Genomic DNA, 19,502 nt, shown 5'->3' with positions numbered 1-19,502 from the left:
TGGCGGCGGCGAGGCCTCACTGCCAGGAATTGGTCCGCATCGGCAGACGATTCAATCGTTGGCAGCGGCAATCGGCATGCGCCAGCCGCTGCCGAAGGCCCGGCCACTCACCTTGAGCAGGGGCGCGGCCTGGCGTCGCTTGAACTCGGCCCGGCGCAGCATCCGGTACACACGCTGGGCCAGCTGTGCATCCGTGCCCGCGGCAACCAGCTCCTCCGGGCTGCGTAGCTCTTCGATGAAGCCCCGTAGCAGGGGGTCCAGCACGTCGTAGTCGGGTAGGGAGTCGGTGTCACGCTGATCGGGCCGCAGCTCGGCGCTCGGCGGCTTCTCGCGGATCGCCGCGCCGATCAGCTCGCCGCTGCCCGGCAGCCCGCAGCTGCGGCGGCAGTCGGCGGCGGCGGGGCTGTCGAGCCAGGCGCAGAGGCGGAACACGGTGGTTTTGTAGAGGTCGCCGATCACGGCCAGGCCCCCGTTCATGTCGCCGTAGAGGGTGCAGTAGCCCACGGCCAGCTCTGATTTGTTGCCGGTGGAGAGCAACAGCCGGCCCTGGGCATTGGCCAGGGCCATCAGCAGGGTGCCGCGGATGCGGGATTGCAGGTTCTCGGCCGTCAGGCCCGTGGGTGCCGCTCCGAGTGGAGCTGCCAAGGCCTGATCGAATCCCCGCATCAGCGGTTCGATCGCCACGCAACCGTGGGCGATGCCGAGGCGATCGGCCAGTTGGATCGCATCGGTGCGTGATCCTGCTGAGCTGTAGGGGGAAGGCATCAGCAGGGCAAGCAGCTGGTCGGCCCCCAGGGCTGCCACGGCCACGGCGGCCACCAGCGCCGAATCGATGCCACCGCTGAGCCCAAGCAGCGCCTGCCGGAAGCCGCATTTGCCGGCGTAGTCGCGCACCCCCAGCACCAGCACCCGGAACAGCTGCTCCATCGGATCGAGGGGTGAGGCAACGGGAGCGGCGGAGTCAGCGCTCGAATTGCTGTCCCAGACAGCCAGGCCCACCGCGGCGCAGGGCATCTGCAGCAGCATGGCACCACCTGCGTCCACCACGAAGCTGCCGCCATCGAACACCAGCTCATCGTTGCCGCCCACCTGATTCACGTACGCCACCGGGCAATGGAGCCGGGCGGCCGCCGCCTGGGCCAGCCGGCGGCGCAGCGCCGCTTTGCCCTGTACGAACGGAGAGGCCGAGAGGTTCAGCAGCAGGTCGGGTTGCAGCGGCATCAGGGCAGCGATCGGGTCCACCCCGCTCAGCCGATGCCCCTGCAGGCGCTCCTCCACCCAGAGGTCTTCGCAGATCGTCAGGCCGATGCGCCACAGCCGCCCTCCCCATTGGCGTTCGATCAGGCAGGCCGCGTCGGCCGGCTGAAAGTAGCGGCGTTCGTCGAAGACGTCGTAGCTGGGCAGCAGGCGCTTGCGGGCCACGATGCTCCACCCGCCTTCCTCCACGAGGGCCACGGCGTTGTGCAGCGCCGGCAGCCCGCTGCCGGCCACCGGCTCGGCGATGCCCGCCAACAGCGCCAGTCCGGCGGGCAGCTCTTGGGCCAGCTCGTTGAGCACCTGCTGCTGTTGGCGCAGCAGCGCAGGCCGCAGCAGCAGATCCCGCGGTGGATATCCCCACAGCGACAGCTCGGGGCTGGCGACCAGATCGGCCCCGGCGGCGGCGGCCTGGCGGCAACACTCCAGCAGCAATGCGCCGTTGCCGGGTAGGTCTCCCACCAGCGGGTCAATCTGGGCGAGGGCGAGCCGCATCAGCGCCGCGGCGGGGTGGCGGGCCGCAGGCTGGCCGCCCCATCGCCAAGGCCATAGAGATTGCGCTTGCGCAGCTCCGGCCACAGTTCCTCTGGGATCAGCTGGGGGTCGGGATGGAGGCGCAACTGGGAACTGGCTGTGGCTGGGATCTGCAGCGGCAGCATCTCCACCCGGGCTCCCCGTTGCACCAGGCCATCGATCTGCAGCGCGTCGAGCGGCCAGCCCAGGCGTGGTACCACGGCCAGCCGGCAGGCGGCGAGCAGGGCATCGGCCGCATACCAACGGGGGATCTGCGGCAGCAGATCGCTGCCTACCACAAAGATCAGATCGGCTTCGGGCCAGTGGACACGGGCCTCCTCCAGGGTGTGGAGGGCACGGCTGTGGCTGAGGCTCTGGTCGACCTGAATGCGGGGATTGCCGATGCCCTCCACCAGCGCCCGCAGCAGCACGGCGCGCACCTCGACGGGGGCTCCATGCTGCTTGAAGGGGTTATCGCTGGCCCAGGTGCGCACCACCGGATAGCGCTCTCCCAGCGCCTGCAGCAGGGCCCGGTGTCCGAGGGTGGGCGGATCGGCGCTCGTGCCGAACAGGGCCACTTGTGCGGGGGCGTTCATGGCTGCAGCCCCTGCACGGCCGGGTCCCAGCCGCGAGGCGGCCACTGCTGCAGCCAGGCCTGGGTCTGGGGATCCTGCCGGGCCAGGCGTCGCAGCAGGGCCCCAGGGCGGGCTGCGCCTTGCTGGGCCGCCTTCAGCAACTCTGCAGCGGCCAGCCTGCCAGTGAGCCGGGTGGTGTGAACGGCAAGCGCCGCCTGGGCCAGGGCCACGGGCGCGGCAGGGGCGAGGGAGAGCCCGGCGGTGAACGGGGCTGCCACCAGCAGCGCCTGACGCAGGGCGCCCAGCAGCAGCTGGATGCCGATCTGGGTGCCGCCCAGCAGGGCGCTGTGGCCCGACAGCCGGGCCAGCAGCCGCCGCGCCTGGGCGCCGTTGATGGTGAGTCCGTAGAGCCGGCAGAGCTGCATCACCAGGGCGGTGTCGCAGGCGATGGATCCAGCCAGATCCAGCAGCACCAGGGGATTGGCGGCAACGCCAGCGGCTTTGAGGGTGGCGAACCTCCCGATCACCCCATGGGCCCGCTGTTGATGCTGGCGTAGGCGCTGAGCCTGCAGGTGCTGGGCGAAGCGATCTCCCGCCCTGAGGCTGTTGAGAGCGAGGAACAAGGCCCCGTGGCTGCTCAGCAGGGCCAGTAGCCGCTTCTGCAGGGGTTCGATGGCGGGAGGCTGGGCTTCGCTGCGCACTCGCCCGTCGGCCAGGAGCTGGGCCTGCCGCGGGGCGGCCGACACGGCCACCAGATCCAGGCCGGCGGCGGCAGCGGGCAACCGGCGGCGAATGCTCTCCAGCAGCGGGGCGCGTTCGCTGGCTGGCCAGCAGTCGATGCGGTTCACCACCAGCAGGAGTGGCTTGCCCCAGCCGAGCACCTGCTCCAGGGCTTCGGCTTCCGCTCTGGTGAGATCACCGTCGAGCACGAACAGCAGCAGATCGGCGCCGAGCGCCACCCGCGCAGCCAGCCGCTGGCGGGCCGGACCATCCACTTCGTCGATGCCGGGGGTATCCACCAGCTCAACGCCGGCGAGACCCACGATCGGTTGCTGCCAGCGTTCCCGGTCCTGCCGGCGGGTGCTGCCATGGGCCAGGTCGGTGGCGAAGCGGGAACGGCCGAGCAAGGCGTTCAGCAGGCTGGATTTGCCCACGCCCACACGGCCGAACACCGCCAGCCGCAGGCGCCCCTGCTCCAGCCGCTCGATCTGGCGATCAAGCGCCGCCAGCTCCGGCCCCAGCACCGAACGCTCGCGCGGGCTCAGGTCGAGCTCCGAACGCCAGTGCCGGAGCAACTGCCGGCAACGGGTGGGGGTGTCGGGGGTGGGCCTCATTCGGGGTGGGCCTCTGCAGGCGACTGCGGCCGCCGCCACCAGCCGGCCAGCACCGCCAGCACGGCGTCGGCACCGATCACACCCACGAAGCCGCCGAATTCATCCACCACGACCCGCACGGAATGGCTGCTGCGCCGGAAGGCGGTGAGCAGACGGTCGGCGCGGATCATCTCGGGCACGAACTCCACAGGGCTGGTGAGGCTCAAGGTCGTGGCTTCGCCGCGCCCTTCCACCAGGGCTTGCAACAGGCTCTCGTGGCTGGCCACCCCCAGCACTTCGTCCACCTCTTCGCCGAGCACCACCCACCAGGGGGCGTGCTGGGCGAGCAGCTGAGGCTTCACGCTCTCGAGGCTGGCCATCCCTTGCAGGGTGGGGGCTGCCACCCGGGGCACCATCAGATCACGCGCGGTCAGGTCGTTGAGCTGGAAGACCTTGCCGATCATGGCGGCCTCGTCGGCTTCGATCTGGCCGGTGCGTGAGCCGAGCCTGGCCAGCAGCCGGATCTCCTCCTCATCGGTGCTGAGCTCGCTTTCGGCGGTGATCGCCGGCATCAGCCGTTCAAGCACCAGCACCAGCGGCAACATCAGCCGCAGCAACACGTTGATCGTGGCGGCACTGGCCAGGGACACCTGCATCGCCATGCTGCTGCCGAGCGATTTGGGCAGGATTTCACCCAGCAGGATCACCAGCACGGTGAGGCCGACCGAAAAGAGGGGCAGAGCCACGCCGGAGACGCCCAGTTGGGCGAACACCCAGCCGGCGTAGCTGCCGATCATCAGGCTGCCGAAGATGTTGAAGCCGTTGTTGAGAATCACCAGCACCGCCAGGGCGCGGCCCAGGCGGTTCCTCAGGCGCTGCAGGGCCAGGGCACCGCGCGGTGGCACTGGACGGCCCGCCAGTTCATGAACCTTGAGGGGGTTGACCGTGAGGATGGCCGCCTCAACGCCTGAGCACAGTGCCGATCCCGCCAGAATCACCACCACCAGTGCTGCCAGGCCGAACAGCTCATTCATGGTGGCGCGCCTTTCCCAGCTCGCTCATGTCGGCGCCTTCACCAAGGCAGGGCATTCCATGCCCTTATTTAATCGTCTAAGTCCCTGTCCCGCCGATACGTGGTTTCCCCATGGTGATTTCTGCCACCGTCTTCCAGCAGCGTCGCGCGCTCTTCCTGGAACGGCTCGGTGCCGTGGCCGCCGTGATTCCCGCCGCTCCGCTGGTCACCCATCACGCCGATGTGGAGCATGGCTTCCGCCAGCACAGTGATTTCTGGTACCTCACCGGCTTCGATGAACCGGGGGCTGTGGCGCTGTTCCTGCCGCATCGCAGCGAACACCCGTTCGTGTTGTTCGTGGAACCGAAGGACCCTTCGGCGGAGGTCTGGCACGGTTTCCGCTGGGGTTGTGAAGGCGCGGTGACCCAGTTCGGCGCCGACCTGGCCCATCCGCGCGCGGAGCTGGCCGAGCGGTTGGCCGAGTACCTCAAGGGGGCCGAAGGCATCGCGTTCCGGGTGGGTCGCCATCCGAGCGTGGAGCCGCTGGTGCTCTCCGCCTGGGCCGCCCAGCTCGACCGGGCTCCGCGCAGCGGTCAGGCGGCGCTTGGCCTGGTGGCGCCCTGCCCGCTGCTGCACCAGTTACGCCTCCGCAAGACCGAGGACGAGCTGGAGCGCCTGCGCGAAGCCGCCCGGATCTCCGCCGAAGCCCATGAACTGGCGCGGCAGGTGGCCCGGCCCGGGCTGAACGAGCGGCAGGTGCAGGCCGCGATCGAGCAGCACTTTCTGGCCCAGGGCGCCCGTGGGCCGGCCTATGGCTCGATCGTCGCCGGTGGCGATAACGCCTGTGTGCTGCACTACACGAGCAACAATGCCCCCCTGCGGGACGGCGATCTGCTGCTGATCGATGCCGGTTGCAGCCTCAGCGACTACTACAACGGCGACATCACCCGCACCTTCCCGGTGGGCGGGCGCTTCAGCGCGGAGCAGCGCGCGCTCTACGACCTGGTGCTGGCCGCCCAGCAGGCGGCGATCGCCTGCGTGCAGCCTGGTGCCGATGCCGAGCAGGTACATGCGGCCGCGGTGCGGGTGCTGGTAGGGGGTCTGGTGGAGTTGGGACTGCTGCAGGGGGAGGTGGATGGGCTGATCGAGCAGGGCGCCTACCGCCACCTCTACATGCACCGCACCGGCCACTGGTTGGGGCTCGATGTCCACGACGTGGGGGCGTACCGCCTCGGTGAGCATCCGGTGCCGCTCGAGCCTGGCATGGTGCTCACCGTGGAGCCGGGCCTCTATGTGAGTGATCGGTTGCCCGTGCCGGATGGCCAGCCCGCCATCGACGCGCGTTGGAAGGGGATCGGCATTCGCATCGAAGACGATGTGGCCGTGACCTCCAGCGGGCACGAGGTGCTCACCGCCGCTGCGCTCAAATCGGCAGAAGCCATGGAGCGGTGAGGCTGGCCGTATCGACCGGGCTGCTGGCACAGCCGAGCAGGTGGTTCAGCTGAGCAGGTGGTTCAGCAACTCAGGAGCCTGCGCCGTGTTGGCCAGAATGTGATCGGCGCCTGCCTGGCGGAGGTGGTCTTCGTAGACCAACCGCTGCGCCCCCGCTCCTGCAGCCTGCAGATGGGGCGGAGCCACCGCCAGGCTCACAAAGGCCTGATCGGGATGGTGGGCCCGGGCGCGCTGAACGGTTTCCACATCCGCCACGGTGTCGCCCACATAGGCCACCAGGGGAGCGTCAAGGCCCAGCTCGGTGGTGGCCAGGCGAGCCGCAAGGGTGAGCAGTCCGCTGGGATCGGGTTTGTCCGGGGCATCACCCATGGCGATCAGAGGGGGCCGCGGCAATCCGAGCCGCTGATGCAGCACAAAGCGCGCGGAAGCCGGTTCGGCTCCGCTCACGAACCCCCAGGCGAAGCCATGCTGGCCCAGCGCCTCGAAGAACGGCGGCTGCACCAACAGTGTTTCTTCGCGGATGAAGCCCTGCCACGCTTCCGGCGGGCCATCCGGGTCACCTCCGAAATAGAGCTGGCTGAACACCTTCACCAAGGCGCCATGGCTGGGCAGTGGCTCAAGGCCGTGGCGGCGCAGCAACTCCAGGGACGCTTCCCAGTCGTTGTTCCACAGGCCTTCGCTTTTGAGTGCATCGACCTGGGCCGGCTCGGGCTTCCAACCGCTGTAGTGGTGAACGGTTTCGGCCAGGGCGCGGCGGTAGCTGCCGCTGACGTCGCGGATGACCCCGTCGATGTCGAACAGCAGAACAGCGCGGGGCTTCAGGGCAGGGAGGCCGGGGCTGGTAGGTTACTTGTTTGAGTGTCTTCCTTGAGCGCCGAACCTATGACGGCCAGCGAAAGCCCTGACGCGGTGGTTTCTGCGATGCCCGCCGCCATGCCTGAGATCCTTCCCGTCGCTGCGGATCCGAGTGGCGCCCGCGAGGGGCGTCCTGTGCTGCGTGGCGCCAGCGCCGCACTGGCCACGGCCACCCTCGACGAAGATGGCGTTCCTTCCGGCCACACGCCGAAAGCGGATGAAGGGCGCTTCCTGCTCAAGATCCTCTGGCTGCCCGACAACGTCGCGCTGGCCGTTGATCAGATCGTGGGCGGTGGCCCCAGCCCCCTGACGTCCTACTTCTTCTGGCCGCGGGAAGATGCATGGGAAACCCTTAAAGGCGAACTGGAAGCCAAATCCTGGATCACCGACAACGAGAGGGTGGAGATCCTCAACAAGGCCACCGAGGTGATCAACTACTGGCAGGAAGAGGGCAAAGGCAAGTCGCTCGATGAAGCCAAGCTCAAGTTCCCCGACGTCACCTTCTGCGGAACCGCCTGATCGGCGTCGAAGCCTGGTCAGTCTGTTCTGGCCAGGTTCAAGCACTGCAGGAGCAAACGGGCACTGTGTGTGGGTGCCACCCCTCAGACTGACAGATACCTGCCCTGACAGACGCCCGCCAGAATGGAAAAGGCCCCGCGAGAAGGGGCCTTTTTTTATGCGATCACAGCTTTGGCTTTGCAGCCACTATGAACGTCACCTGGCTTGACCATCAAACCCGCCGAATGGTTTGAGACCGTTTCGCCCCTCTGACCTCGCCAGGCGGATGGGGACGTTCGGGTGGAGTTGTAGGACTGGAGGCTTGCAGAGTTCTAGGCCCGGCCTGTCGAGCCGGTCCGAGTTCATCCGCGACGCTGTTGATCTGTTGATCGATCAAGCCTTGCGAGTGGCCTGAAGCCTGGCTCGGGCGCGTGCCAGGTTCTGGACGGCTTTCACCTTTTCCGTGCTGGGCGGCTGGCCCTCGAAGCCAGCTGCGCACAGCTGGGCTTCTTCCACCTGTTGCTCAGCGGCGGCGGCATCGATCTTTTCACCGAGCTCGGCGGTGTTCACGAGCACGGTCACTTCGTCGGCTTCGACTTCGGCAAAACCACCCATCAAGGCGATGGAGGTCCAGCCTTTGCCGCTGCGCAAGCGCATCACACCGACATCAAGGGCGGTGAGCAAGGAGACGTGGCCGGGGAGGATCCCCAGCTGCCCAGTGGTGCTGGGCAGGATCACCTCATCCGCGCTGCCGTCGAAAACGCTCTGGTCGGGTGCCAGAACACGGAGATTGAGAGTCATGGCGAGAAGGTGACAGGGAGATCAGAGGCGGTCCGTCGCCAATCAGGACTTGGCGTCAGCGAGGATCTTGGCGGCCTTCGCCCTCACCTGATCGATGTTACCCACGAGATAGAACGCTGCCTCGGGCAGATCGTCAAGCTCACCAGCAAGGATCATGTTGAAGCCATTGATGGTGTCTTCTAGCTTCACGTATTCGCCGGATTGGCCGGTGAAGATCTCGGCCACGAAGAAAGGCTGAGAGAGGAACTTCTCGATCTTGCGGGCACGGTCCACGGTGCGACGGTCGTCTTCGGAGAGTTCGTCGAGGCCGAGGATGGCGATGATGTCTTGCAGCTCTTTGTAGCGCTGCAGGGTGGATTGCACGGCACGGGCGGTGCGGTAGTGATCATCACCCACAACCGCCGGCTGCAGCATGGTGCTGGTGGAGTCGAGCGGGTCGACGGCGGGGTAGATGCCCTTCGAGGCCAGGCCGCGGCTCAGCACCGTGGTGGCATCGAGGTGCGCGAAGGTGGTGGCTGGAGCCGGGTCGGTGAGGTCGTCGGCAGGCACGTACACGGCCTGAATCGAGGTGATCGAACCTTCAAGAGTGGAGGTGATGCGCTCCTGGAGCCCACCGACGTCGGTGCCGAGGGTGGGCTGGTAGCCCACGGCCGAGGGCATGCGGCCGAGCAGGGCGCTGACTTCGGAGCCGGCCTGCACAAAGCGGAAAATGTTGTCGATGAACAGCAGCACATCCTGCTTGTTCACATCACGGAAGTGCTCAGCCATGGTGAGGGCTGACAGACCCACGCGCATGCGGGCGCCAGGGGGCTCGTTCATCTGGCCAAAGCAGAGCGCAACTTTGGATTTGGGGAGGTCTTCAGAGTTGATCACTCCGGATTCCTTGAACTCTTCGTAGAGGTCGTTGCCTTCACGGGTGCGCTCGCCCACGCCGCCGAACACGGAAACGCCGCCGTGCTCCTTGGCAATGTTGTTGATCAGCTCCTGGATCAGCACGGTTTTGCCCACACCGGCGCCGCCGAACAGGCCAACCTTGCCGCCCTGGCGGTAAGGAGCCAGAAGGTCGATCACCTTGATGCCGGTTTCGAACACCTTGGGCTTGGTTTCAAGCTCGATCAGCTTTGGGGCCTCCCGGTGGATCGGCGAGGTGAGCGTGGAGGTGACCGGTCCGCGCTCATCCACCGGCTCCCCGAGCACGTTGAAGATGCGGCCGAGGGTGGCCTCACCCACGGGAACGCTGATCGGGGCGCCGGTGTCGAGGGCGGACATGCCGCGCACGACGCCGTCGGTGCCGCTCATGGCCACCGCACGCACACGGTGATCGCCGAGCAGCTGCTGGACTTCGGCGGTGAGGGCGATGTCCTGACCCGAGGAGTTGCGGCCTTCAACGCGGATGGCATTGAAGATGCGGGGCAGTTTGCCGGCCGGAAATTCAATGTCGAGAACGGGGCCGATCACCTGACGGACAACACCTTTGTAGCCGGTGTTGACGGGAGCAGCAGCAGCCATAGGAAAGGAAGGAAGATCGCGCAGCGGGACGCGCGCCCGCCTGAAGCCGCGCCACCTTACCACCGCCAATGGCCAGGCTTTGAAGGGCGGAGCACCTTGGCGGGCGAGTGGGTTCGGTCAACCGCACACCGCGCCGATTGCGCTGAACCCTTCCACCGCCATAGGTTGGCACTCAGGCAGGGCGAGTGCTAATTCACTCCCCCCTGTGGCGCCAATGGCGCCGCACCACTGCATTCGAAACGATCCATGGCTGCTGTCTCCCTCAGCGTCTCCACTGTCAAACCCCTTGGAGATCGCATTTTCATCAAGGTGTCCGAATCGGAGGAAAAAACCGCGGGCGGCATCCTGCTTCCCGACACTGCAAAGGAGAAGCCCCAGGTGGGCGAGGTGGTCCAAGTGGGCCCCGGCAAGCGCAACGAGGACGGCTCCCGCCAGGCTCCTGAAGTGAGCATCGGCGACAAGGTGCTCTACAGCAAGTACGCCGGTACCGATATCAAGCTCGGCACCGATGAGTTCGTGCTGCTCTCCGAAAAAGACATTCTCGCCATCGTCGACTGATTCGTTGCCGGCGAAGAGGCTCTGTGAGCTTCACCTGTCGTCACTGATCAAGATCACGATCTGAACCGCGAGGCTTCGGCATCCGGTCAACCCACTACTCACTACCGCAAGGACCATCCCTTCCATGGCCAAACGCATCATTTACAACGAGAACGCCCGCCGGGCCCTCGAAAAAGGCATCGACATCCTCGCCGAGGCTGTTGCCGTCACCCTCGGCCCCAAGGGCCGCAACGTGGTGCTGGAGAAGAAATTCGGCGCCCCCCAGATCATCAATGACGGCGTCACGATCGCCAAAGAGATCGAGCTGGAAGACCACATCGAGAACACCGGTGTGGCCCTGATCCGTCAGGCCGCCTCCAAAACCAACGACGCCGCCGGCGACGGCACCACCACCGCCACCGTCCTGGCCCACGCCATGGTCAAGGCTGGTCTGCGCAACGTGGCTGCGGGCGCCAACGCCATCACCCTCAAGAAGGGCATCGACAAGGCTGCCGATTTCCTTGTCAAGAAGATCGAAGAGCACGCCAAGCCGATCGTTGACAGCAACGCCATCGCCCAGGTGGGCACCATCTCCGCCGGCAACGACGAAGAGGTGGGCCGCATGATCGCCGACGCGATGGACAAGGTTGGCAAGGAAGGCGTGATCTCCCTGGAAGAAGGGAAATCGATGACCACCGAACTGGAGGTCACCGAAGGCATGCGCTTCGACAAGGGCTACATCTCCCCTTACTTCGCCACCGACACCGAGCGGATGGAAGCGGTGCTCGACGAGCCCTACATCCTGCTCACCGACAAGAAGATCGGCCTGGTGCAGGACCTGGTGCCTGTGCTCGAGCAGATCGCCCGGACCGGCAAGCCGCTGCTGATCATCGCCGAGGACATCGAGAAGGAAGCCCTCGCCACCTTGGTGGTGAACCGTCTGCGCGGTGTGCTCAACGTGGCCGCCGTCAAAGCCCCTGGTTTCGGCGATCGCCGCAAGGCCATGCTTGAGGACATCGCTGTCCTCACGAATGGTCAGCTGATCACTGAGGACGCTGGCCTCAAGTTGGAGAACACCAAGCTGGAGATGCTGGGCACCGCCCGCCGCATCACCATCAACAAAGACACCACCACGATCGTCGCCGAAGGCAACGAAGTGGCCGTCAAGGCCCGGGTGGAGCAGATCCGCAAGCAGATCGACGAAACCGACTCCTCCTACGACAAGGAGAAGCTGCAGGAGCGTCTGGCCAAGCTGAGCGGCGGTGTCGCCGTGGTGAAGGTGGGTGCAGCCACCGAAACCGAGATGAAGGACAAGAAGCTGCGCCTGGAAGATGCCATCAACGCCACCAAGGCGGCTGTTGAGGAAGGCATCGTTCCTGGTGGCGGCACCACCCTGGCTCACCTGGCTCCGGCCCTCGAGGAGTGGGCGGCTGCCAATCTCTCCGGCGAAGAGCTGATCGGTGCCACCATCGTGGCCTCCGCGCTCACCGCTCCGCTGATGCGGATCGCCCAGAACGCCGGCGTTAACGGCGCTGTCGTGGCTGAGCACGTCAAGGGCATGCCCTTCAACGAGGGCTACAACGCCGCCACCGGCGAGTACGTCGACATGCTGGCTGCCGGCATCGTTGATCCCGCCAAGGTGACCCGCTCCGGCCTGCAGAACGCCGCCTCGATCGCCGGCATGGTGCTCACCACCGAGTGCATCGTGGCTGATCTGCCCGAGAAGAAGGAAGCTGCTCCCGCCGGCGGCGGTGGCGGCATGGGCGGCGATTTCGACTACTGATCGTCAGCCACAGGATCCGCAGGTTCACCCTGCGGATCCTGCCCCGATCAACCGTCACGGCTTCAAGCCAGCAGCTTCAGACCAGCAGATTCGGATCATCAGCTTCGAAAAGGCTGCTGCGAGCGGATCCGTTGCCAACCAGCACCAGATCAGCTGCCATCGACCAGTGCATCACAGGAGCAGGCCAAGAGCCTGCTCTTTTTTTGTGCTTTTGCCCGCCGTGTCGGCGCCACAGTGCGTGCGCAGAGCTACACCGCAAGCAGTGGTGCAGGAGTGGTCCAGGCGCAGCGTCGGGTCAGGAGTGATGTTGCGGCGCCGCAACGAGGCTAGGGCTCAGCGGCCCTGCTGCAGCTGATGCCTACTTGCCGGGCACGAAGGCAAGCGCGACGCCGTTGTTGCAGTAACGCTTGCCGGTGGGCCTGGGTCCATCGTTGAACACATGGCCCTGATGCCCGCCGCAGCGGCGGCAGTGGTATTCCGTGCGGGGCACGATCAATTTGAAATCCAGCTGGGTGACCACCGCATTCGGCAGGGGCTGCCAGAAGCTGGGCCAGCCGGTGCCACTGTCGAATTTCGTGGTGGAGGCGAACAGCGGCAAACGGCAGCCGGCGCACACGTAGGTACCGGCTCGCTTTTCGTTGTTGAGCGGGCTGGAGAACGGCCGTTCCGTGCCTTCACGGCGCAGCACGGCGAAGGCGGCTGGACTCAGCCGCTCCTTCCAGACGGCCTCACTGAGCTGCCAGGCGGGATCGCCTGCCTTGCCAGCAGCTTCAGCTTTGCGGCCTCCCAGCAGGGGGGAGACCAGCAGGGCCAGGGAGGCCAGCAGACCACGGCGTTTGATGGGTGTCACGGCAGGGTCAGCGCAGCCAGCCGGCGCTCAGCACCACAGCGAGACCAAGAAACAGTGCCAGAAGGGTCCAGGTGACGCGGTTGAGCGTGGCTTCGGCGCTGCGGGCGCTGCTGAACATCGACCCGCCGCTGCTGGCCAGGCCTCCCATGCCATCGCCCTTGGGGCTGTGCAGCAACACGCTGGCAATCAGGAGCACGCCGAGGGCGGCCCAGATCCAGGAAAGAACCGTGGTGATCATCTTCAAACCCTACCCAAACACGAGGCCCGAACGCCAGGGTCAGCCTCATTTCAGGGTGCGGGCAGGCTGACGGCCTTGATGGCCCGCCGGCTTCAGACTTGCAGCGCCCGTGGCCGCAAGGGCTCAGGAGTGGGCAGCAGGGGCGATGGCTCGACCAGGGAGGTGCCCGTCATGTTGGCGGGCACAGGCAGCTCAAGGATCTCCAGCAGGGTGGGGGCGATGTCAGCAAGGCCGCCCCCTTCCCTCAGGCGCACATCCGTGCCGTGGCCAGCCAGCTTGCGCCGTTCCCCTTCCACCAGGATCACCGGAACCGGGTTGGTGGTGTGGGCCGTCCAGGGCCGCCCGTCCTCCCCTTTCATTACTTCGGCGTTGCCATGATCGGCGGTGATCAGCAGTGTGCCCCCCTGCCGATTGGTGGCTTCCATCAGCCGGCCCACGCAGTGATCCACAGTGGCGATGGCGGCGGCGGTGGCCTCCATCTGCCCCGTGTGGCCGACCATATCGGGATTGGCGTAGTTGATCACCACCAGGGAGTAGATGCCTTTGTTGATCGAGGCGATGCAGCTGTCAGTGAGGGCGGCAGCGGACATCTCCGGCGCCTGGTCGTAGGTGGCCACGCGCGGGGAGGGCACCAGATGGCGGTCTTCGCCGTTGAAGGGCTGCTCGATGCCGCCGTTGAGGAAATAGGTGACGTGCGGATACTTCTCGGTTTCGGCGGTGCGCAGCTGACGCAGCCCATGGTCGGAGACCACCTGGCCGAGCAGGCCATCGAGTGATTCGGGGGGGAAGGCCACCGCCACGTTGAGGGCTTGCTCGTATTGGGTGAAGGTGACGAGGTGCAGGGGCTCGATGCGGTCGCGGGAGAAACCGCTGAACTGTTCGAGCACCAGGGCGCGCACCAGCTGACGCACCCGGTCGGGGCGGAAGTTGAAACAGATCAGGCCATCGCCGGGGCTCAGATGCCCGGGGCTGAGGCGGTAGGGCTCAAGGAACTCATCGTTGGTGCCGGCGTCGTAGGCCGCCAGGACCACCTGCTGAGCTGAGAGCGGGCCGTCGGCCGGCCTGGCTTCGGTGAGCAATCGGTAGGCCTTCTCCGTGCGGTCCCAGCGGTTGTCACGGTCCATGCTCCAGTAACGGCCGCAGATCGTGCTGATGCGCCCGACGCCGGCGGCGGCGATCTGGGCGTCGATGCGGTCGAGGAAGGCGATTGCGCTCTGGGGTGGGGTGTCGCGCCCGTCGGTGATCACATGGATGCAGACGTCGCTGAGGCCGCGCCCTGCGGCCCACTGCAGCAGACCGCCGAGGTGATCGAGGTGGCTATGCACGCCGCCGTCGGAGCAGAGGCCGATCAGATGGAGCGTGCCGCCGTTGACCAGCAGGGTGTCGGCCAGCGTATTGAGTGCGGGATTGGCGGCAAGGCTGCCGTCTTTCACCGCCTTGCCAATGCGAACCAGCTCCTGACGGATGATCCGCCCGCAGCCGATGGTGAGGTGGCCCACTTCCGAGTTGCCCATCTGGCCGTCGGGCAGGCCCACATCGCCGCCGCTCGCCTGGATGAGGGTGTGGGGGTAGGCCTCCCAGAGCGCATCCATCACCGGGGTGCTGGCGGCGCGGATCGCATTGTTATCGCTGGCTTCGCGGTATCCCCAGCCATCGAGAATGGCCAGCACCACTGGTGACACGTAGCGGTGATCCACGGGTCCTGAGGGGGGAGGAGGGAGTGAGCCGCTCAGGCGAGAGCTGGAGCCCTTGGAAGGAATGTCGGTCACCGATTCTTCCGCAAAGCCCTGATACAGGCTGATCGCCCTCAAAATTACAGTGTGATCTCTGCATCACAGAAAGCGAGCCGGTAAGCGTCAGCTAATGGGCATAAGCGCCAGTCGGTTCCCTTACCATTTCAGCTCCGGGATTCCCCCATGGTGTCGTCAATCGGTGACCATTGCGTGGAGATCCTCTCCGCCCAGGATCTGACCCGCACGGTCCATCGCCTCGCCTCCCAGGTGTTGGAGAGCGCGCCCGACAGCCGCCAGCTGTTACTGCTCGGCATTCCCACCCGTGGCGTGGAACTGGCACGGGTGCTGGCCGCCCAGCTCGAAGCCAGTTGCGGCCATTCGGTGGATCAGGGCAGCCTTGATCCCACCTTCCACCGCGACGACCTGGCCCGGGTCGGCACCCGCATGGTGCAGGCCACCCAGCTGCCGGCGGCGCTTGAAGGCCGCCATGTGGTGCTGGTGGACGACGTGATCTTCACCGGACGGACGGTGCGCGCCTCCCTGGAAGCTCTGCACGCCTGGGGCCGCCCGGCGGTGGTGCGTCTGCTGGTGATGGTGGACCGGGGACACCGGGAACTGCCGATCCAGCCCGATTTCTGCGGTCGGGTGGTGCCCACCAGCCGTCAGGAATCGATTCAGCTCTTGCTGGCTGGCGTGGATGGTCGCGATGGTGTGGTGCTGCTCAAACCCTGAGGCCGGGCCCTTCAGGCCACCGGCTCGAGCTCGTCGGGGCGGAAATGGGCGCGATAGCGGCCGAATGCCACCACCACCGGCAGGGTCGGGCTGATCGGACGGCCTTTCCACTCGTCAAGCACCTGGAACACCTCGCCCTCCAGGCCCTGGAGGTCGAAGGGCTGACCGCGGTGCTCTGGATGGGTGTACACCACGACGCTCTGGCAGACCCTGACCTGTTCTCCCTGCTTCATGAAGGATGCGGTGGCGGACGGCGGCAATCCTGTCACGCCAGGCCCTCAGCGTTGACAGGTGGTCTCCGGACCGCTCTCCACCACCTTCCCCCCGAGTTGCCGGCAGGCCCGCGTGAAGGCCGACCAGTCGTCAACCCCTTGGGCGATCAGGCCCTTGATGGCCGCATCCAGCTCCGCCACTGGCACGGAGTTGGCCGCCGTAGCGCCGTGGCTGTGGTGTTCCTGCTCTTGGGTTTTCAGGCCGGAAATGGCGGTTTCCACCTGCCTGCGCAGGACCGCAGACTGCGACCTCCACCAGGGATGGTCGATCCGATTGAGGGCCTCAAGCGCCTCCCACCAGCGCTTCTGCTCCACCAGCTGGGTGGCCCGTTGCTGTTGATAGCGGTTGCGGCTCCAGAACTCCCTGAAGTTGTCGCCGAGCGCGTCGCCGGCGGGGTGGCGGTCTTCGCCCATCGGTTTGAGGAACACCATCGCTCCCTCCAGATCTCCAGCCTCGAAGCGGGCCATCGCCTTGGTGCGCAGGTCTTCCTGCCAGGAGCGCAGCCGGTCCCGGTCGATGTCGATGCCTGCTTCGGAATTGGCCAGCAGCAATTGCAGCTGAAGCGCCTCCTGCCAGCGCTGCTCCTGCCAGAGCCGCTCGGCATGGGCACGGCGGCAGCGGCCCTGTTCGCGCGGCGCGCGTCCGGTCATCCAGCGCAGCGAAGCCAGCTGGTCGCTGTAGGCGAGGCAAGCCTCGTAGCGCCCCTCGCTGGCCGCCCGCTCCAGGCGGCCGGGAAGTTGCTCTTCCCACCAACGCGCGGCGCCGATCACGATGGCCACCAGGCCAAGAGTGAGAGCCAACCAGAAACGCGGAAGCCTGTGGCGGCGAATGGCCAAGGCAAGGGGCGGGCAGGTCTACCTTTCTATGAACTGCACCTGCTGGTTTCAGCGCTCCGGGGTCAGCCGCTCCGTCGTCCACTGAACTGTGGCGACAATTGCCTTTGGCGATAGTCGATCTTGGCGACAAGCAGCTGGTTCCAAGGCTTGCTCAGAGGCCACCTGCCGTCTCAGCGCACCGGGCCAAGCGGCTGAGCTGGCGAGCGCCGGGAGGTGCTCAGGTCTTCGCTCTCCAGCACCAGCTGGCCCTGCCCGTCGATCTGGAAATGCAGCCGCAGGGAATCGCTGCCGCGCTTTCCAGGGGCATCGAGGCTGATCGGCGCGGGTTGCTGGCCCCAGGGCTGCACCTCCGCCTCCCCAGCGGGACGTCGCCGCAGCTGGGGCAGTCCATCGCGGAACACCACCTCGGAGCGTTCGTCGTCGCGGGGCTCCCCCAGCACCAGCTCGATCTGCTCCTGGCCGTCGTGGCTGCAGGCGAGCAGCAGCTCCAACGGCTGCGTGGTGGGCCAGTTCTGCCCCTCGACGAACAATGGATGCCAGCGGTGGCTGCCGCTGCGCTGGTCCCAGCAGCGCAGGGACACGCCCCGGGCGAGCACGTCCTTGATCCGCACGCCAGGGGTGAGCGCCAGCGCCCCCAGGGCCACCGCCTCGATCGGTCGCTCGTCGCGCAGGGTCACCCCGGGGCAACGCTCCTGCAGCCAGTGGCGCACGAGCGGAATCCGGCTGCTGCCCCCCACCGGCAGGATGGCCTCCACATCCGCCAGCCCCAGTCCCTCCGCCCTGGCGGCGGCGAGCACCCGCTCCAGCAGTTCCTCCAGGAGTAAGAGAAATCCCTGCTCCAGCAGGATGGATTCCAGTTCCTGGCGGGTGAGTTGCAGCAAGCGGCTGGTTCCGCCCGGCAGCACCGCCAGCACCGACGCCTCGGTGTGCTCGCTCAGCTGGCACTTGAGGGTTTCTGCAGCTTCCAGCCAAGAGGAGGGCGGCTGGCCGTGGCCATTCACCTGCGACCACAGCGCTGCGGCGATCCAGCGATCGATGTCCCGGCCGCCGAGGGCTACGCCTGCCTTGCCCACGACCCGGGCGCAGCGCAGCTTCTGGCTGCTGTTTCTGAGATTGCGGCCGGCGAAGCGCAGCAGCTGGGCCACCGGCGCGGCGCGGCCTTCGCCGCCTTCGAGGGCCACCAGCGAAAGATCGATCGTGCCACCGCCGAGATCCACCACCAGTACGCGGCTGCCGGGAGGCAAGCCGGCGCCGATGGCGGCGGCAGTGGGCTCATCCACCAGGGCCACCTCCTCAACGGCCAGGTCCTGGCTGACGCTGTGCAGCCATTCGCGGTAGCCGCGATAGCCGTCGATCGGCGCAGTGAGCACCAGGCGGGTGGGCGCCAGCTGCGCTGGCAGGCGGCGCCAGAGCTGCCGCAGCAGCATCGCGCCGGCTTGCTCCGGCGACAGCACGGCAGTAACGGCGCCATCTGCACCTTTGGCACCAGCGCCGCCAGAGCCACCTGAGCCGCCGGCGCCGCCGATCCCGCGCTTGAAATCGCGACACAGCTCCGGGCCTTCGCTGCCGGCGAGTCCGGCTTCGATCACCTGGCGGCCGATCAGCGGCAGCTCCGCTGTGGCGCTGGCAAGCCAGAGCAGGCTGGGCACCACACAGGGGTCAGAGCAGCTGTAGGGGGCGATCTCCACCAGCTGGGGTGCGCCGCCGTCGGCCGCCTGGAAGGCCACCACGGTGGTGGTGCTGCCGAGGTCGATCGCCAGGGTGCCGGGTGTCGCCATCGTGTGCGGGCGAAGGGCTCCGCGCAGCTTGGCGGATGGCCGCGGGCATCCGCTGGCCCGCTGAAGCTCACGCCCGAGCGCCCCCACGCCCGAGCTGGCCTAAGGTCAGGAAAATCAATGTTTCCTATGTATTCCGGCGCCACGGTGAACCCGAAGGAACTGGCCCAGCGAGCCGAAAGCCTGATTCGGCAGGCGAGTAACCGCTACCTCACCACCGTGAAGATCGCCTTTCGGGCCAAGCAGCGCCGTTTCGATGATTTCGACGGACTGCTGGAGGATTCGATGATCAAGCCCGTGCAGCGGGCCATCGTGGAGCTCTCCGATGAGCAGGATCAACCCGATCTGCTGCCTGGCTGATTGGCTCGCCGCTGGCGCCACCGCTTTTCTGCTGTGGGCGTCGGCTGGCGCCGCCGCAGATGAGCTGCGATCTCCGGCTCGCGCCGCGCTCCCAATCGTGACGACTGCAGCCTGATGCATCCGGCGGGATTTGCGACTGAAGGGGAGGGATGGCGGTTGGCTCTTGAGGCTGGCCGCCATCCCTTTGCTGTGTTGATCGGCGGCGATGGCTGGGCGGCGGAATTGAGCCTGGCGGAAGCGGCCGAACTGCGCAGGGGCGTGCTCGAGCTGATCGAGCAACACGCCGCCATTGCCGGCCAGCTGATGGCAGAAGAAAACCTGGAGCTGGATCTGGAACGCGGTCCCTGGTGGCTCGGCCTTACGGGCGATCGTCGCTCCTGGGCACTGCGCTTCGTGCTGGCGCCCGCCGATGGGCATCGGGGCCTGGAGGGGAGCTGGACGCCCGCGGCCAGCTCCGCCCTGGCAGAGGCCTTGGCGCCCTTGGTGCTGGAGCCGGCCTTGTGTGAGACCAAGGAGGGATTGGGCGGCTGATCAGCACTGCTGATCAGCACCCTGTTTCCTGGCCAGCCCCCGGATTGCGGCTGGTTTTGCCCAGGTTTTCCA

General features: G+C 66.8%; 20 protein-coding genes. 7 read left to right on the top strand and 13 right to left on the bottom strand.

Annotated elements, in window-relative coordinates; all coding sequences use genetic code 11:
* Positions 1 to 51 precede the first annotated feature (51 nt).
* Genes KBY97_RS04330 through KBY97_RS04315 form a run of 4 tightly spaced genes read right to left on the bottom strand, consistent with a single transcriptional unit; the run spans position 52 to position 4,689 of the window.
* Complete coding sequence (locus tag KBY97_RS04330; protein ID WP_255145454.1) at positions 52 to 1,749, bottom strand: NAD+ synthase; 1,698 nt, start codon at positions 1,747 to 1,749, stop codon at positions 52 to 54.
* The gene (locus KBY97_RS04325) at positions 1,749 to 2,363 is read right to left on the bottom strand and encodes a nicotinate-nucleotide adenylyltransferase (RefSeq protein ID WP_255145453.1); all 615 of its coding nucleotides are present in this window, start codon (positions 2,361 to 2,363) and stop codon (positions 1,749 to 1,751) included. The genes KBY97_RS04330 and KBY97_RS04325 overlap by 1 nt, the downstream gene beginning before the upstream one ends.
* A complete protein-coding gene (locus KBY97_RS04320) occupies positions 2,360 to 3,676 on the bottom strand; it encodes a GTP-binding protein (RefSeq protein WP_255145452.1) in 1,317 nt (438 codons plus the stop codon). The genes KBY97_RS04325 and KBY97_RS04320 overlap by 4 nt, the downstream gene beginning before the upstream one ends.
* Positions 3,673 to 4,689: a CNNM domain-containing protein gene (locus KBY97_RS04315; protein ID WP_255145451.1), complete on the bottom strand. Its 1,017-nt coding sequence runs from the start codon at positions 4,687 to 4,689 to the stop codon at positions 3,673 to 3,675. The genes KBY97_RS04320 and KBY97_RS04315 overlap by 4 nt, the downstream gene beginning before the upstream one ends.
* A gap of 110 nt (positions 4,690 to 4,799) precedes the next feature.
* Here KBY97_RS04315 and KBY97_RS04310 point away from each other — a divergent pair, with 110 nt between their 5' ends.
* Positions 4,800 to 6,119: an aminopeptidase P N-terminal domain-containing protein gene (locus KBY97_RS04310; protein ID WP_255145450.1), complete on the top strand. Its 1,320-nt coding sequence runs from the start codon at positions 4,800 to 4,802 to the stop codon at positions 6,117 to 6,119.
* Between the two features lie 45 nt (positions 6,120 to 6,164).
* On the opposite strand, the gene KBY97_RS04305 is transcribed toward KBY97_RS04310, so the two are convergent.
* The gene (locus tag KBY97_RS04305; RefSeq protein WP_399217267.1) at positions 6,165 to 6,920 is read right to left on the bottom strand and encodes a TIGR01548 family HAD-type hydrolase; all 756 of its coding nucleotides are present in this window, start codon (positions 6,918 to 6,920) and stop codon (positions 6,165 to 6,167) included.
* Positions 6,921 to 7,040: 120 nt separating this feature from the next.
* Between KBY97_RS04305 and KBY97_RS04300 the strand changes: the two genes are divergently transcribed.
* Entirely contained in the window at positions 7,041 to 7,493 is a 453-nt protein-coding gene (locus KBY97_RS04300; protein ID WP_255145500.1) for a 30S ribosomal protein PSRP-3, read from the top strand.
* A gap of 372 nt (positions 7,494 to 7,865) precedes the next feature.
* Here KBY97_RS04300 and atpC read toward each other — a convergent pair whose 3' ends face one another.
* Complete coding sequence (gene atpC / locus KBY97_RS04295; RefSeq protein ID WP_255145449.1) at positions 7,866 to 8,273, bottom strand: ATP synthase F1 subunit epsilon; 408 nt, start codon at positions 8,271 to 8,273, stop codon at positions 7,866 to 7,868.
* A 42-nt stretch (positions 8,274 to 8,315) separates the two neighbouring features.
* The gene (atpD, locus tag KBY97_RS04290) at positions 8,316 to 9,782 is read right to left on the bottom strand and encodes a F0F1 ATP synthase subunit beta (protein ID WP_255145448.1); all 1,467 of its coding nucleotides are present in this window, start codon (positions 9,780 to 9,782) and stop codon (positions 8,316 to 8,318) included.
* 246 nt (positions 9,783 to 10,028) lie between these two features.
* On the opposite strand from atpD, the gene groES reads away from it, so the two are divergent.
* Positions 10,029 to 10,340, top strand: a complete 312-nt coding sequence (gene groES / locus KBY97_RS04285) for a co-chaperone GroES (protein ID WP_255145447.1) — start codon at positions 10,029 to 10,031, stop codon at positions 10,338 to 10,340.
* A 124-nt stretch (positions 10,341 to 10,464) separates the two neighbouring features.
* A complete protein-coding gene (groL, locus tag KBY97_RS04280; protein ID WP_255145446.1) occupies positions 10,465 to 12,102 on the top strand; it encodes a chaperonin GroEL in 1,638 nt (545 codons plus the stop codon).
* 358 nt (positions 12,103 to 12,460) lie between these two features.
* Here groL and msrB read toward each other — a convergent pair whose 3' ends face one another.
* The 3 genes from msrB to gpmI form a co-directional block, all read right to left on the bottom strand.
* Positions 12,461 to 12,943 (bottom strand): peptide-methionine (R)-S-oxide reductase MsrB, encoded by a 483-nt coding sequence (gene msrB, locus KBY97_RS04275; protein ID WP_255145499.1) that lies wholly within the window; start codon positions 12,941 to 12,943, stop codon positions 12,461 to 12,463.
* A 16-nt stretch (positions 12,944 to 12,959) separates the two neighbouring features.
* Entirely contained in the window at positions 12,960 to 13,190 is a 231-nt protein-coding gene (gene secG, locus KBY97_RS04270) for a preprotein translocase subunit SecG (protein WP_094512713.1), read from the bottom strand.
* Positions 13,191 to 13,282: 92 nt separating this feature from the next.
* Positions 13,283 to 14,863: a 2,3-bisphosphoglycerate-independent phosphoglycerate mutase gene (gene gpmI, locus KBY97_RS04265; RefSeq protein WP_255145498.1), complete on the bottom strand. Its 1,581-nt coding sequence runs from the start codon at positions 14,861 to 14,863 to the stop codon at positions 13,283 to 13,285.
* A gap of 243 nt (positions 14,864 to 15,106) precedes the next feature.
* On the opposite strand from gpmI, the gene pyrR reads away from it, so the two are divergent.
* Positions 15,107 to 15,655, top strand: coding sequence for a bifunctional pyr operon transcriptional regulator/uracil phosphoribosyltransferase PyrR (gene pyrR / locus KBY97_RS04260; RefSeq protein ID WP_255145445.1), 549 nt, complete (start codon positions 15,107 to 15,109; stop codon positions 15,653 to 15,655).
* Between the two features lie 11 nt (positions 15,656 to 15,666).
* On the opposite strand, the gene KBY97_RS04255 is transcribed toward pyrR, so the two are convergent.
* The 3 genes from KBY97_RS04255 to KBY97_RS04245 all read right to left on the bottom strand — a co-directional run bounded on the left by KBY97_RS04255 (position 15,667) and on the right by KBY97_RS04245 (position 18,542).
* On the bottom strand, positions 15,667 to 15,888 hold the full coding sequence (locus KBY97_RS04255) for a ferredoxin-thioredoxin reductase variable chain (protein ID WP_255145444.1): 222 nt from the start codon (positions 15,886 to 15,888) through the stop codon (positions 15,667 to 15,669).
* A gap of 45 nt (positions 15,889 to 15,933) precedes the next feature.
* The gene (locus KBY97_RS04250; RefSeq protein WP_255145443.1) at positions 15,934 to 16,728 is read right to left on the bottom strand and encodes a hypothetical protein; all 795 of its coding nucleotides are present in this window, start codon (positions 16,726 to 16,728) and stop codon (positions 15,934 to 15,936) included.
* Positions 16,729 to 16,934: 206 nt separating this feature from the next.
* Positions 16,935 to 18,542, bottom strand: coding sequence for an Hsp70 family protein (locus KBY97_RS04245; RefSeq protein WP_255145442.1), 1,608 nt, complete (start codon positions 18,540 to 18,542; stop codon positions 16,935 to 16,937).
* A gap of 126 nt (positions 18,543 to 18,668) precedes the next feature.
* On the opposite strand from KBY97_RS04245, the gene KBY97_RS04240 reads away from it, so the two are divergent.
* Together KBY97_RS04240 and KBY97_RS04235 are read left to right on the top strand one after the other, a co-directional pair.
* The gene (locus KBY97_RS04240; RefSeq protein WP_255145441.1) at positions 18,669 to 18,899 is read left to right on the top strand and encodes a DNA-directed RNA polymerase subunit omega; all 231 of its coding nucleotides are present in this window, start codon (positions 18,669 to 18,671) and stop codon (positions 18,897 to 18,899) included.
* A 114-nt stretch (positions 18,900 to 19,013) separates the two neighbouring features.
* Positions 19,014 to 19,430 (top strand): DUF1818 family protein, encoded by a 417-nt coding sequence (locus KBY97_RS04235; protein ID WP_255145440.1) that lies wholly within the window; start codon positions 19,014 to 19,016, stop codon positions 19,428 to 19,430.
* Positions 19,431 to 19,502 lie beyond the last annotated feature (72 nt).

Origin of the sequence: Synechococcus sp. ATX 2A4 (assembly GCF_024346375.1) — a bacterium.
Taxonomy (GTDB): domain Bacteria; phylum Cyanobacteriota; class Cyanobacteriia; order PCC-6307; family Cyanobiaceae; genus MW101C3.
The sequence above is the reverse complement of the archived record's forward strand: the minus strand, read 5'-3'. Positions and strand labels throughout refer to the sequence as shown.

Excerpts from the sequence above, each read along its gene's own strand:
- groES (WP_255145447.1), top strand. The coding sequence starts at position 10,029 with ATGGCTGCTGTCTCCCTCAGCGTCTCCACTGTCAAACCCCTTGGAGAT.
- KBY97_RS04300 (WP_255145500.1), top strand. The coding sequence starts at position 7,041 with ATGCCCGCCGCCATGCCTGAGATCCTTCCCGTCGCTGCGGATCCGAGT.
- pyrR (WP_255145445.1), top strand. The coding sequence starts at position 15,107 with ATGGTGTCGTCAATCGGTGACCATTGCGTGGAGATCCTCTCCGCCCAG.
- KBY97_RS04320 (WP_255145452.1), bottom strand. The coding sequence starts at position 3,676 with ATGAGGCCCACCCCCGACACCCCCACCCGTTGCCGGCAGTTGCTCCGG.
- secG (WP_094512713.1), bottom strand. The coding sequence starts at position 13,190 with ATGATCACCACGGTTCTTTCCTGGATCTGGGCCGCCCTCGGCGTGCTC.
- atpD (WP_255145448.1), bottom strand. The coding sequence starts at position 9,782 with ATGGCTGCTGCTGCTCCCGTCAACACCGGCTACAAAGGTGTTGTCCGT.
- atpC (WP_255145449.1), bottom strand. The coding sequence starts at position 8,273 with ATGACTCTCAATCTCCGTGTTCTGGCACCCGACCAGAGCGTTTTCGAC.
- groL (WP_255145446.1), top strand. The coding sequence starts at position 10,465 with ATGGCCAAACGCATCATTTACAACGAGAACGCCCGCCGGGCCCTCGAA.
- KBY97_RS04315 (WP_255145451.1), bottom strand. The coding sequence starts at position 4,689 with ATGAATGAGCTGTTCGGCCTGGCAGCACTGGTGGTGGTGATTCTGGCG.
- KBY97_RS04245 (WP_255145442.1), bottom strand. The coding sequence starts at position 18,542 with ATGGCGACACCCGGCACCCTGGCGATCGACCTCGGCAGCACCACCACC.
- KBY97_RS04330 (WP_255145454.1), bottom strand. The coding sequence starts at position 1,749 with ATGCGGCTCGCCCTCGCCCAGATTGACCCGCTGGTGGGAGACCTACCC.
- KBY97_RS04325 (WP_255145453.1), bottom strand. The coding sequence starts at position 2,363 with ATGAACGCCCCCGCACAAGTGGCCCTGTTCGGCACGAGCGCCGATCCG.
- KBY97_RS04310 (WP_255145450.1), top strand. The coding sequence starts at position 4,800 with ATGGTGATTTCTGCCACCGTCTTCCAGCAGCGTCGCGCGCTCTTCCTG.
- KBY97_RS04240 (WP_255145441.1), top strand. The coding sequence starts at position 18,669 with ATGTATTCCGGCGCCACGGTGAACCCGAAGGAACTGGCCCAGCGAGCC.
- KBY97_RS04255 (WP_255145444.1), bottom strand. The coding sequence starts at position 15,888 with ATGAAGCAGGGAGAACAGGTCAGGGTCTGCCAGAGCGTCGTGGTGTAC.
- KBY97_RS04235 (WP_255145440.1), top strand. The coding sequence starts at position 19,014 with ATGCATCCGGCGGGATTTGCGACTGAAGGGGAGGGATGGCGGTTGGCT.